Raw genomic sequence first — 10,416 nt, 5'->3', positions numbered from 1 at the left:
CCGCAAACCTGAAATGGGCCTTTTTGCGATAAGCGCCGTTTACAGATGCTCTTACATAGGAACCGCCACCAGTTTCACATATAGGACAGACGATATCTTCACGAGCAAAGGCATGTACGGTGCTGTCATCTAAACCCAACAATGCTACATATTGCTCCGGATCTACCTCTTTTTGCAGAGCTTTTGAATATGCTGTGTCTGTCATTTGCGGTTCCTTGTAAGCCATACTTCTGATAGCTAATTATTGATTATTTTCCACGCCACAGCGTACACCCTTTCACGCACTTCTGTATCACACCATCCCCACTCTTTCGCCAATCTGCATACATCGTCTGGCAGACTATCGAAAACCGTTGCTATTAGCAGCTCGTCTGGCGTCCTCCCTAAATTCACCAACACATCATTTATCAAGTCTTCAACCGTCGTCATAATCATCTCCTACCAGTCCCAGGCTGGTAATCCGTCCACCAGCTCGGCGTCGCAATCGAAGTGAACCGCGTCATAGCCGGCATCCAGTACCTTCTGAATGTTCTCGATGGTTTGCCATGTGACGCCGTAATCACGTAGCTCTTCTTTCCAGTCGTTGCCACGCATACCTGCGCGGACAACCCATCCGTACTCCGTGCCGTGTACCCAATTCAGTCCACGATCTGTTAGTGGGTCGAAACAGATATTAGGCAGACACTCAGAGTCATGCTGTGTAACGTGGGCGGTGCTGATCACCGCCGTCTTATACGATTCGGTGATTTTCAGCATCATGCCTTCTCCTTTGGAAACAGAGTGTCGGCCGTGTCAGAAATGACATCCCAATTCACGCCGACGCTGGCGTCATGGCACTCTTTGATTTTTCGCAAAACCTGAACGCACTGTTCGTCAGTCAGGTCTGGTCGCACTTCACCTACATCTTCCTTGTGCCACATCACCATCAGCAGCGGCTCGTCTTCTGGGTAGTTCTCCAGCTTCTCGATGATGTCTTTTGCGGTTCCGAACATGATTAACTCCTTAAACAACTTGTTTTCTTGTTGGCGTTATTATCTCAAATAACAAAAGGCAGAAAACAAGATGTTTAAGTGATGATTAGGTGAGTTTGAAGTCGTCCGCATCGTCGACGAACTCCATAAATCTGGCCTCCACGCTCGAGTGCGTTATCAGAAACTCAAGACCTCTTCCCAGCGAGATTGGTTCTTCCAGCAAAAACTCGAACCCATCTTCATGAGTCCTGCCCAACCAGTATCCGCCGCCATACTCCTTCAATCGTTGAAAGAAAACGTACTGCCCCGGCTTGAAATTTTGAAGAGTCTCGCCTCTATAGACGATCTGATAGTTTGAGTCTTTGAGTCCCATTTTTCCGCCCTCAATACTGTATATATAAACAGTAGTATTTATTACTATACCGGTCAACTTTGCGGGTTAAGGGAATAACAAGCTGGTGAAAACAATTTGTTTCGGCACTTGAGATTTTGCAAACCGTACATACATGAAAAGCGGCAATTTTTGAAACCTGATTTGACCCAAGTGAAAGGAGGAAACGATGAAGACCTATGATCGCAACCGTAACGCTATCACTACCGGCAGCCGAGTGATGGTGGCAACGAATGGTGCAACGGGAGTCATCAAGGAAATCTGCGGAGAAGGCAAATCAGAAGAACAATTACGCCGTTCTGACTGCGTGTCTATCGAAGGTGTGGAGGGTCTGTTCTGCCCAATGGATTTAGTTCGCCTGGGGTTCCATTAATTTCACCAGCTATAAAACAAATTGTTTAAGGCCACAACTAGTGGCCTTTTTGATTTCTGTTTAGTGGCTTCTGAATCCATTACAACCGCGAAGAAACTCAACGATATAGCGCTTCATCTTCTCTGGTTCGTCTCCCGACCATCCATCTGGTGGTGTCCACGCTTCGACAATATCAGCCATCTTTTTCGCTTTGGCTGGCGTCACATTAAGAGGGTCATTGGTATGCTTCTGGTTGACCAGACTCTCCATGCCCGGAATGTCCAGTATCGTAAACCAGGTTCCGTTAGCAAGATCAAGACCAGGGATACGCTGTCCACTACGTCGTTTGTCTACAAGAGAAACCGTCATCGCAAGTCCTCAGTACTCAAATTTGCAGGTAAAGTGATTGCCACACTCGGGGCTTCTTCGGCGCTGGATTTGGCCTCCAGTTCGGATACACGCTTGCGCAGCGCCTCGATTTCAGCGGCCATGTAGTAACCGACCATCGCGAAGACAGCGAAAGAGTTGTCCGCCTCATCCGGAGACACGGAAGCCATCAGCAGACCATCGTGCATGTTCTGGCTGCCGTCAGTAATGGCGACCGCATACGAATCGCTGGTTTCCCGTTTATACAGTACGACGACCGGGTTCTTGATTTTCTCTCTCATCACGATGCCTCTTACTTATTATCTGATTTGTCCAACTCTTTCAGCCCATCACGTACCGCGTTCACGATACGTTCCAGGTATTGGTATCTGGGGTTTGGCACCGTTGGCCAACCGGCATACCACGGATCGTCACCAAACAGACTCAGCAGTTCGTTACCGACACCGAAACAGCAGCAACTTTCTTTTACGTCATCAGCGTTTTCTGCCTCGTCCCACATATTGCGGGCCTGTTCTGCGTCGATTTCTCTCTCCCTGCGCAACTTTATGATTTCGGACTTCACGAAAAGCAGGTTTGCGTCGTTGTCATCGTCGACCGTACTCAGCAATTGAGGGTCGAGGCAACCAATCAAATAATCGTTGCTCACTATCTTAATAAACGTCTGCACGTCATCCCCGCCCATCGCGAACCAGGCAGCAGTCCATGCTTTCCCATAGCAGGTGATGGTGACTCTTCCCTTGCCCGGCTCGTAGTTTTCAATCATTACGCGTACCGGGTCGAGACGCTCCAGATCCGTCAGCACAAAGGAAAGAACATCTATTTTTTCGACCTTCATGCAGCCTCCCACGCGCCCCAGATCAGCGCTTTGTGTTTTTCATAACGTTTGGTGTGTACCGGTTGCAGACTGGCAATGCCTTTCTTCACCATCGCCCGGGCGTTTATCAGCAACGAATGCTCTATGCCTTTTTTCTCCAGGTACTCGACAACACCGGCATCGGCACCAATCTCCTTGCCGTCAAAGAGTACGGCCAGCATCAGCTCTTTCTCTGCGAGGTAGATGGCTGAAAACTCAGGGTCGCGACTCACGATAGAAGAGGTATTGTCCAGCAGGTCAGCCAGCTTGATCATGCGCGTCTGCATGTCGAGGCTTTGCTCCAGCTCCCGGACGTTGATGATGAAGCGCTGTATTCGATTGCCGTCTTCTGGTCTGGCAATGTTGGTCAGAGCCAGAACCATTTCGGCTACGTGCTCACCGAAGTGCTCACGAACCATCTCTATGGTGACATGGGTGTCTTCGACCACATCATGCAGAAGCGCCGCGATCTGCATCTCCACGGTTCCACCATGCCAGGCAACAATCTCGCGGACAGCAACCGGGTGGTTGATGTAATCTTCACCGGTATATTTTCTTTTCTGGCCAACGCCGCCATGAGCGCCAGCGGCAAACATATGGGCTTTGGAAATACGGGACATTCTTAACTCCGTTGTTTTCTGGATGTAGTTATTTTCAAAGATAAGAAAAGGCAGAAAACAAATTGTTAAAGGCCACAAGAGTGGCCTTTTGTTTACTCAGCGATAAGCGATCCAATCATCGCCTGTAGCTCTCGTTCTTTTTCTTTGGCTACACGGAGTAATTCGGCATTTACATGACGTTGCAGCTTATCCATTACACGGAACGACGGACGGCGCATGACGCTCTCGTCGATGGGTTTGGTATTCAAGCTAATAAGATGCCCGAAGTGGTTGAAGCCAGCCCCGACGAACACTTCATATAGCTGGGCGTCGCGCTCAAACAGAGCGATCCCATTTCGCACCTCAAGCAGCGTTCCTTCCTCAATAAGCGTATCCAGCGCCTTATCCCAGACCGGACAAAAGCGATAATTGAAACCTTCCAGTAATGCTGTAAAAAACAGCGAAACGGCATTACCCAACTTCATAGTTACTCTTCCTTACTCCTTGCTCTGTTAGCCTGCACTTCCTTAGCCAGCTCGTAGGTAATTTTGCACGGCACAATCATCGCCCAGCCTTTTTCGTGGCTGTTAATCACCTGCTGAACATGGCCGTCTGTAATGGGCAGATCCGGCAACTGTTTAAAAACTTCCATCTGCTCATGGATATGCAGAAACCACCTTGCCAGCTCCATCTGCTCACCACGGGTGAGGGGATTATCCAGCGGAGACTTAACAAAAGCGGAGACTCGCTCGACAAGCAGGTCATTCATGCCGCGCACCTCTCTGCTTTCTCCTGCAATTCGCGGACATACTCGACCAAAGAGCCGCCTGGCGGGATCTGGCATTCCTCAACCAACTGGAAGTAGATGTCTGCGGCCGCGCGTGTGTTCGAGCCTTTGTTCAGCTGTTCTTCGCGCAGCGCATCACGTTCGTTGATCAAACGGACGCACTCGCCGTTACGCTGATCCACAACGGCCTCAAGTTCAGCGATACGTTCGCCTGGCGTCTTGCCTTCTTTGCGCTGGATGGTGACGGTAAACTCGCCCATTTCAGGAACGTTGTACCCAAGCTCCAGATAATTTCTGGCGCCGCTGCGGACAAACTCACCTGCGAACATGGTGGCGAACATCGCAGAGGCCATTTCTCCTTTGAAAAGCGACTCCAGATCTAACGGAGTACCGGCAGCCAGAGCCTCTTTTGCTGTGTCAATTGCGTCCATGAACCGGTCAAACTCATTGGCGCGTTTCTCAAGGTCTCTCCACTGCTGGCTCCAACGGCGTGCCAGATGATCGATAAAAACCTGCGCCGATTCATCAAAGTTACCTTCGAACGTCACAAGCTCCTTGTCGATTATGATGGTTCCGGCAGGCGTTCCTGCGTTCCCCTGTAGCACTAAATTAAATGGCAGCTTCGCCTGATCAACGCTGGCGAATGTAATTCTCGATTTTTCGCTCATGTGTTTACCTCTGATAAAGTGGCTCTATTCTTACATAAATTAGGTAAGTGTTTACCTATCATTTTACGCATTTGAAAACGTATACGCTGACAGTGATTCCGGTGTCTTCAAACTCGTCAGTAAACGACTTCCCTTTGGCATAAACGAAATTATCCAAAGTCATCCACTTCAGAACTGGCGCATCACCCGGCAGTACTGCCACCAGTCTCCCACCGACTTTAAGATGCTCCAGCGCGGCCAGCGTATGCTCTCTGTGACGGCCAAGAGAGTAGGGCGGGTTCATGACGATTTTGTCGAACTGATAGCCTGCATTGTCCTCAGACCACTTCATGAAGTCGCAGCAGACCGTATTTGTGTACCCCTTGCCAAGCAGGATATCAGCGAAGAGAGGTGCGACTTCTATACAGGTAACGTCTTCCGGATTGGCGTCGATGCATGCCAGCAGATCTCCGCGCCCGGCTTCAGGCTCCAGCAGCTTCTCACCTGGCTTCAGCTCTATGGCTCTGGCAACGTACTCCGCTATCAAACGCGGGGTAGGGTAGAACTGGTGTGATTTTGTATCCGGTATTAAGCCGGTGGCCACAATCGTATTGAGCGTATGGCCGATCTCATACGGGAACTGCCAGTGCTTTTTCTCCTGCACGCCGCCAATGAAGTTCAGTGTGCGCTCAAGCTCTTCCACCTGTGACTTCTGTAGGTTGGAATCAGAGAAGTACCAGACGCCTTTGTCTTTGCTGAATCGCCCGTCGCGCAGCGCGGTACGAACCGGCTCGGAGATCGTCTTCTGGATTAACCCGAACTCTTTTGGTGCCCGTGTTTTGGGTGCAGTACGGCATGGCGCCGGGATTGCTGCAGGCATACTGTAAGCCAGCACCTCATTCAGCTTCCAGGCCACGTCAGGATGTATTTCAAAGTGAACGTTGCCGTTCTTGAACATCTTCACGCGCATCAGGTTTCCGTCGACATTCATCCAGTCACCGGTCTGGCAGTCGTTTGCCCGGTACGCAGCAGATAGCATCTCAGTTGTGCGGTTGATGGTGATGAACTCCTTGTGCGCGAAGAAATGAAGCATGACGCGCAGGTCGTCGATGTAGTCCTCTTTTCGGTAGTTCACGCTGACGCTGTCCCGCCAGAACTCGGAAATGCAGTTGGCGATGATCAGACGCTCGCTAAAGCCGTTCGTCTTATTGGTCTTGTGGGCAGGACTCAGCGCCTTAAACAAGCCATACACGCGCTCAGAGAGATATTTGTGCCTGTCATTCAGCAGATTGAGCATCGTGGGGATGACCGTTTCTGCTTTGAACTCCGGCACGCCAACGAACTCCTTAACCTTCATCTGGTAGCCGGTTCTGTCAGTCCTGATGGTCTCCTGCTTGCCCTCGATGAACTGCTCACGCCACTCGTCGCGGCGGGAAGCTGGCATGATCAGCAGAACGTTTGTCATATCCGTGACCTTCTTCCAGTACTCGGCCCAGATATTCTGTTTCACCCATTCAAGGTCGACCTTATCCAGCCAGGCTCTGTTAAAGCGTGTGCGCTCGTCATCCGGCCGGTGGTTGAGTCGCAGCAGGCGGTTAATCATGTTGTGGCGTTCGTCGCCATAAACGAAGTCGTGAACCTGATGCATGAATGCGATCTCTTTCTCGCACTCGGCCACAATTTCGTGGATGACGTTCATTTCCTGCCGGTAGTCGATATCAGTGTTTGGGGTGATAGCGTCAATGATGGAAAGGGCTGCATTCATGATTGCACCATTAAACAAATTGTTTTCTTGTTGGTGTTATTTTCCCAAAGTTGAAAAGGCGTAAAAGCAGCATTTACAGGCGTTGCAGCTGATTTAAGGCGTAAAAAAGGGGGCTTTCGCCCCCTGTCGGCAGGTGAGAAATTAGTGGTGTACGTGCTGCGTTTTGTGCGGCTGTTTGTTCAGGTCGTGGCGATGGGTCAGCTCGCGCATCATGTCTTCAAGACGGCTCTTGGTGTCGTCAAGCTGGTCGGCCATTGCCCCCAGCAGCTGGCGAACGGCCATCGGATCGTCGCTGTTCAGCTCAGGCATTTTGAACCCAGCCTGGGAAGACATCAGTTTGAAGGCGGCCAGCAACATCGCCAGAGAAGACTTCAGCCCGGCGATTTCGCGATCTTTGCTGGCGTTGGTTTCATCTGCCTTGACTGAATCCGGTGAGCACTTCGGCTTGCTTACCATTTCCAGCGTTGCCTGAAGTTTGTCGGCGCGCTCTTTCTCTTCCAGATACGCTTCGCCGAAATGACGCGCCAGCATCACAATTTCAATCGGATCATCAATCATGCTTGAGAACTTGAGAACGCTGAAAAGGCGGTCGATAGGGGAGGCGTCGTCTTCGTGACCAACCACAAGACCCATGATCTCAACCAGTTCAGCCGCACCAACTTTTTTAATCACGCTTTCAACTTTGGCATTAGTTTTTTTGCATTTTTCGCACATGTGTTTTTTCCTTATGTCTTTAAACAAGTTGTTTTCTTGATGGCGTTATTGTGACGTGACATAAAAGGTGGGCAAACGCTACGTAAAGGCGGACGCCCACACTGACGGTTAATGAAGACGTTTGGGTTCCTTCATTTCACGTTCGACATGCTCACGACACGGCTCATACTCAATGGCGCTGGCGGTAATTTTCCCGGCAGCAATTAGCTTCACGGCAGCAAAGCAAAGTCCTTTAAAGGTGAACTTGGCCTGGTTGCGTCCGTTTCCGATGACAACGTTTTTGCCATATCCGCGGTCAATGAAGATCTTGAGGAACTGGCGGTTAACAGTGGTGTATTTGCGCTTAACGTACACATCACCCAGCGAGTCCATCAGCGCACCCAGAACAGCCCCGGACGTTCCGAGAATGCGACCAGCTTCATTCAGCCCATAAAGCTCATCAGCAGTGCCGCAAATGGTGTCCATGAGAATGGCTTTTGGTTTTGCGTTAGATAGTGCAACGCCTAACGCTTCGTTCTCTTTCTCCAGACGCTCGTTTTCCTCGACCTGGTGTAACAAATGAACCAGAGCCTCTTTATAGGTACGTGGAATAGCAGGCGTTCCGCGGTCGGCAAACATGGACTCAAGCTCTCTCCACCGATCAACAAGGCGTGCGGTAAATTCAGGAGAAAGCTGTGCCACGACAACGATGCTATCGCGCTTACCCTGTTCGGCTTCGAACAAGTAAAACGTAGCCGGACGCCCGGCAGTGGGCTTTTCCACCATTGGTGGAAAAGTAATAACGCCGGATTTAGCGAGTCTTTCAATGGTGCGTTTTACGCTGTCATGGCGACTGCCGACCATTTCGGCGATCTCCTGACTGGTCATCGATGGTTTGGCGTGTAAGCCTGTAGTGGTGGGAGTGTGTGCAGTTGCCTCAAACATACATTCTCCATTCAGTGTAAAAAGGGCCGTAAGTGGCCCTTGTTGTTAACTCTCATTGGTTAATTAGCTAAACAATTTGTTTTAACAGTGCCGAAAAGGGATTCAGCATCAAAAGAACCCGAGAATGCTGCCCACCGGTACAACGAAAATGCCCACGACACGCGCAAGTGTCATTCCGGCATCAAACTGCAGATCGCCACCGTTCACGAGTTTCACCAGATTCATGATCCAGCCACCAAGCAGAAAAATGGCCAGGCCAACAATCATCGCGGTGACTTTCTGGAAGCTCCATTTCATGCAATAGCCTCAGTCACAGCAGAAGGAAGATCCGGAGTTGCAGGTCGAGCTGGAATCGTGTCCAGCAGCATCCCATCCAGAGAGACAGGAGGTCGTTCTGGCAGGGGTGTCGTCTGCAAGGTTGTGGTGGAAGTAGTTGTGTCCGGTATCAACAGACTCTGACCGGCTGGTACGGCTACCGCTGCCAGGGTTGCTAAAATTACTCCGTAGGCCATTGGCTTCAGTCGATTTCGTTGAAAATTTTCCATGAGAACTGTCCTTGTGTGCCTGGGATTCACGCAACACACGAGAGGCGACGGAATCACGCACCTTCTCCATGCCTACTGTCGCGCCCAGATTTGCTATGGCGGTAGCTTGCGCATCAATGCGCTTCTCCAGCTCAAACACTCGTTCTTCCAGTTCCGCAAGGCGTGCAGAAACACGACCGCTAAACAGCTCGGCCAGAACCAGGCGAATTGAACGGGGACGTTTATTGAAAGAAGTGAAAGGCGTTTGACGTGCCATTTGGATTCCATTCAGTGTCAGAAAGAGTTGCGGCTGGCCAAGCCAGCCGCCTTTTGGCGTTCCATCCTGGAACAGTACCTAACCGGTACTTCGTCATCCTGACGAACGGTAAGATACTTGATTTTAAATAATAGGTAAATACTTACTTATCATTTTGTGGCAAAAATCCAATGTCACGCTTGTGAGGCATATCAGCTGCGAAGTAGGCGGCGATCATTGCTGGCCGTTCAATAGATCTGCCATGAGAGAGGATTGGACCAAGCCCTGGATAACGAGAGAGCACAGTGCTAATACCCCAGGCGACAACAGATGAGTTCATGGCAACATTTTGGAAGGTATCTTCGTATCATGATGTGGTTAAATAGACATGATTTAACCCAATGGAATTTTAGCCATGCTAGCCTTCTGGCACGAATATTCAGATCTCATCTCCGCATTTTTAGCGGCTCTTTTAGGCGGGTGTTTCACGATGAAAGGAGTGACAGCTCAAGTGAAACAGCAGGCAAAACAGCAGGCAACAGCGGCCAGAGAGAAGCGTATCACAACGCTATTGGGTGTCAGAGAGGAAATAGACTCACTGATTAAACTGTATCAGGCCAGAATGGCAGAGGAAATCGAAAAATACGACCGGAACTCACCGTTCGATAACATTTTCCCCATTACTCAAAACTACTTCACGTTCTATGAAGCCAATTCGGCATCCCTACCTGAAGTTCATAGAGAAACACTCTCAAAAATTGTGGCTTTTTATACAAGCGCAAGAAGCCTAATTGATTCCTATCGCGGTAATAATGCACTTATCGAACGGCTGGACTCCACGCAGGTTGCAAGTGACATTACTGGCAACAAAGAGCATCTTGCACACCTAAAAAGATACACAATCCTAGCCACAGAGTACGGCCGCGGATTAATGATGATTCATGAAGAGGTCATGCTGCGCTATAAACAGGTTATAGAAGCCATCGATGGTGAAATCTCACAGCTACAATGCAGTTAGCACTACAGTCTGTCCGCATATTACTCGACGCGGTCGGGCTTAGTGGGCTGAAGGTCCGCTGTGAGCGAAAAGCGGATGTTATGCCTGAAATAATGTTCCTTTAGTGTGAAGAGGATTTAAAGGAATAAGATAAAATTTACATGGCCGTCACCCAGTTAATCCCGAAATCCGGCCATGTAAGAACTTTCCAGGTTATGAAGGCAAGTTGATTCTAATTGTCATATTACG

At 49.8% G+C, this 10,416-nt stretch carries 17 protein-coding genes and 1 pseudogene; 2 read left to right on the top strand and 16 right to left on the bottom strand.

What is annotated here, in order from left to right; translation table 11 throughout:
- The 4 genes and pseudogenes from AC2FAJ_RS20400 to AC2FAJ_RS20385 form a co-directional block, all read right to left on the bottom strand.
- Positions 1–205 (bottom strand): annotated as a pseudogene (locus tag AC2FAJ_RS20400) (hypothetical protein); the annotation flags it as partial.
- A gap of 233 nt (positions 206–438) precedes the next feature.
- The gene (locus AC2FAJ_RS20395; protein ID WP_485454470.1) at positions 439–759 is read right to left on the bottom strand and encodes a DUF5983 family protein; all 321 of its coding nucleotides are present in this window, start codon (positions 757–759) and stop codon (positions 439–441) included.
- Positions 756–992 carry a DUF1380 domain-containing protein gene (locus AC2FAJ_RS20390; RefSeq protein WP_040110258.1) on the bottom strand — a complete coding sequence of 79 codons (237 nt, stop codon included), beginning with the start codon at positions 990–992 and terminating at the stop codon, positions 756–758. Before AC2FAJ_RS20390 ends, AC2FAJ_RS20395 begins: the two co-directional genes overlap by 4 nt.
- Positions 993–1,077: 85 nt before the next feature.
- Entirely contained in the window at positions 1,078–1,344 is a 267-nt protein-coding gene (locus AC2FAJ_RS20385) for a hypothetical protein (protein WP_485454469.1), read from the bottom strand.
- Positions 1,345–1,531: 187 nt separating this feature from the next.
- On the opposite strand from AC2FAJ_RS20385, the gene ydfZ reads away from it, so the two are divergent.
- A complete protein-coding gene (gene ydfZ / locus AC2FAJ_RS20380) occupies positions 1,532–1,735 on the top strand; it encodes a putative selenium delivery protein YdfZ (RefSeq protein WP_006812537.1) in 204 nt (67 codons plus the stop codon).
- Positions 1,736–1,795: 60 nt separating this feature from the next.
- Here ydfZ and AC2FAJ_RS20375 read toward each other — a convergent pair whose 3' ends face one another.
- From AC2FAJ_RS20375 to AC2FAJ_RS20320, 12 genes are all read right to left on the bottom strand, one after another.
- A complete protein-coding gene (locus tag AC2FAJ_RS20375; protein ID WP_000218758.1) occupies positions 1,796–2,083 on the bottom strand; it encodes a DUF7739 domain-containing protein in 288 nt (95 codons plus the stop codon).
- Complete coding sequence (locus AC2FAJ_RS20370; RefSeq protein WP_176206723.1) at positions 2,080–2,382, bottom strand: hypothetical protein; 303 nt, start codon at positions 2,380–2,382, stop codon at positions 2,080–2,082. Before AC2FAJ_RS20370 ends, AC2FAJ_RS20375 begins: the two co-directional genes overlap by 4 nt.
- Before the next feature lie 11 nt (positions 2,383–2,393).
- On the bottom strand, positions 2,394–2,936 hold the full coding sequence (locus AC2FAJ_RS20365) for a phiTE_072 family protein (protein ID WP_485454468.1): 543 nt from the start codon (positions 2,934–2,936) through the stop codon (positions 2,394–2,396).
- Positions 2,933–3,574: an HD domain-containing protein gene (locus tag AC2FAJ_RS20360; RefSeq protein WP_410734409.1), complete on the bottom strand. Its 642-nt coding sequence runs from the start codon at positions 3,572–3,574 to the stop codon at positions 2,933–2,935. Before AC2FAJ_RS20360 ends, AC2FAJ_RS20365 begins: the two co-directional genes overlap by 4 nt.
- A 92-nt stretch (positions 3,575–3,666) precedes the next feature.
- The gene (locus AC2FAJ_RS20355; RefSeq protein ID WP_410734410.1) at positions 3,667–4,038 is read right to left on the bottom strand and encodes a hypothetical protein; all 372 of its coding nucleotides are present in this window, start codon (positions 4,036–4,038) and stop codon (positions 3,667–3,669) included.
- Positions 4,039–4,040: 2 nt separating this feature from the next.
- A complete protein-coding gene (locus tag AC2FAJ_RS20350) occupies positions 4,041–4,322 on the bottom strand; it encodes a hypothetical protein (protein WP_006812541.1) in 282 nt (93 codons plus the stop codon).
- On the bottom strand, positions 4,319–5,008 hold the full coding sequence (locus AC2FAJ_RS20345; protein ID WP_485454467.1) for a hypothetical protein: 690 nt from the start codon (positions 5,006–5,008) through the stop codon (positions 4,319–4,321). The genes AC2FAJ_RS20350 and AC2FAJ_RS20345 overlap by 4 nt, the downstream gene beginning before the upstream one ends.
- Before the next feature lie 58 nt (positions 5,009–5,066).
- Positions 5,067–6,752 (bottom strand): DUF4942 domain-containing protein, encoded by a 1,686-nt coding sequence (locus AC2FAJ_RS20340; RefSeq protein ID WP_485454466.1) that lies wholly within the window; start codon positions 6,750–6,752, stop codon positions 5,067–5,069.
- A gap of 141 nt (positions 6,753–6,893) precedes the next feature.
- Positions 6,894–7,466 carry a hypothetical protein gene (locus AC2FAJ_RS20335; RefSeq protein ID WP_016051690.1) on the bottom strand — a complete coding sequence of 191 codons (573 nt, stop codon included), beginning with the start codon at positions 7,464–7,466 and terminating at the stop codon, positions 6,894–6,896.
- Between the two features lie 108 nt (positions 7,467–7,574).
- Positions 7,575–8,390 carry a Rha family transcriptional regulator gene (locus AC2FAJ_RS20330; protein WP_048231951.1) on the bottom strand — a complete coding sequence of 272 codons (816 nt, stop codon included), beginning with the start codon at positions 8,388–8,390 and terminating at the stop codon, positions 7,575–7,577.
- Positions 8,391–8,498: 108 nt separating this feature from the next.
- Positions 8,499–8,687, bottom strand: a complete 189-nt coding sequence (locus tag AC2FAJ_RS20325) for a hypothetical protein (protein WP_000872126.1) — start codon at positions 8,685–8,687, stop codon at positions 8,499–8,501.
- A gap of 9 nt (positions 8,688–8,696) precedes the next feature.
- Positions 8,697–9,191, bottom strand: coding sequence for a hypothetical protein (locus AC2FAJ_RS20320; RefSeq protein ID WP_024144956.1), 495 nt, complete (start codon positions 9,189–9,191; stop codon positions 8,697–8,699).
- Positions 9,192–9,585: 394 nt separating this feature from the next.
- On the opposite strand from AC2FAJ_RS20320, the gene AC2FAJ_RS20315 reads away from it, so the two are divergent.
- Positions 9,586–10,188, top strand: a complete 603-nt coding sequence (locus tag AC2FAJ_RS20315) for a hypothetical protein (protein WP_131352147.1) — start codon at positions 9,586–9,588, stop codon at positions 10,186–10,188.
- The last annotated feature ends 228 nt before the right edge of the window (positions 10,189–10,416 follow it).

It is taken from the genome of Enterobacter cloacae complex sp. 385G4, from assembly GCF_057320665.1.
This window is presented reverse-complemented; position numbering and strand designations above follow the sequence as displayed.

Bases quoted from the DNA above. Each gene is read 5' to 3' on its own strand.
- AC2FAJ_RS20395 (WP_485454470.1), bottom strand. From the start codon at position 759: ATGATGCTGAAAATCACCGAATCGTATAAGACGGCGGTGATCAGCACC.
- AC2FAJ_RS20390 (WP_040110258.1), bottom strand. From the start codon at position 992: ATGTTCGGAACCGCAAAAGACATCATCGAGAAGCTGGAGAACTACCCA.
- AC2FAJ_RS20385 (WP_485454469.1), bottom strand. From the start codon at position 1,344: ATGGGACTCAAAGACTCAAACTATCAGATCGTCTATAGAGGCGAGACT.
- ydfZ (WP_006812537.1), top strand. From the start codon at position 1,532: ATGAAGACCTATGATCGCAACCGTAACGCTATCACTACCGGCAGCCGA.
- AC2FAJ_RS20375 (WP_000218758.1), bottom strand. From the start codon at position 2,083: ATGACGGTTTCTCTTGTAGACAAACGACGTAGTGGACAGCGTATCCCT.
- AC2FAJ_RS20370 (WP_176206723.1), bottom strand. From the start codon at position 2,382: ATGAGAGAGAAAATCAAGAACCCGGTCGTCGTACTGTATAAACGGGAA.
- AC2FAJ_RS20365 (WP_485454468.1), bottom strand. From the start codon at position 2,936: ATGAAGGTCGAAAAAATAGATGTTCTTTCCTTTGTGCTGACGGATCTG.
- AC2FAJ_RS20360 (WP_410734409.1), bottom strand. From the start codon at position 3,574: ATGTCCCGTATTTCCAAAGCCCATATGTTTGCCGCTGGCGCTCATGGC.
- AC2FAJ_RS20355 (WP_410734410.1), bottom strand. From the start codon at position 4,038: ATGAAGTTGGGTAATGCCGTTTCGCTGTTTTTTACAGCATTACTGGAA.
- AC2FAJ_RS20350 (WP_006812541.1), bottom strand. From the start codon at position 4,322: ATGAATGACCTGCTTGTCGAGCGAGTCTCCGCTTTTGTTAAGTCTCCG.
- AC2FAJ_RS20345 (WP_485454467.1), bottom strand. From the start codon at position 5,008: ATGAGCGAAAAATCGAGAATTACATTCGCCAGCGTTGATCAGGCGAAG.
- AC2FAJ_RS20340 (WP_485454466.1), bottom strand. From the start codon at position 6,752: ATGAATGCAGCCCTTTCCATCATTGACGCTATCACCCCAAACACTGAT.
- AC2FAJ_RS20335 (WP_016051690.1), bottom strand. From the start codon at position 7,466: ATGTGCGAAAAATGCAAAAAAACTAATGCCAAAGTTGAAAGCGTGATT.
- AC2FAJ_RS20330 (WP_048231951.1), bottom strand. From the start codon at position 8,390: ATGTTTGAGGCAACTGCACACACTCCCACCACTACAGGCTTACACGCC.
- AC2FAJ_RS20325 (WP_000872126.1), bottom strand. From the start codon at position 8,687: ATGAAATGGAGCTTCCAGAAAGTCACCGCGATGATTGTTGGCCTGGCC.
- AC2FAJ_RS20320 (WP_024144956.1), bottom strand. From the start codon at position 9,191: ATGGCACGTCAAACGCCTTTCACTTCTTTCAATAAACGTCCCCGTTCA.
- AC2FAJ_RS20315 (WP_131352147.1), top strand. From the start codon at position 9,586: ATGCTAGCCTTCTGGCACGAATATTCAGATCTCATCTCCGCATTTTTA.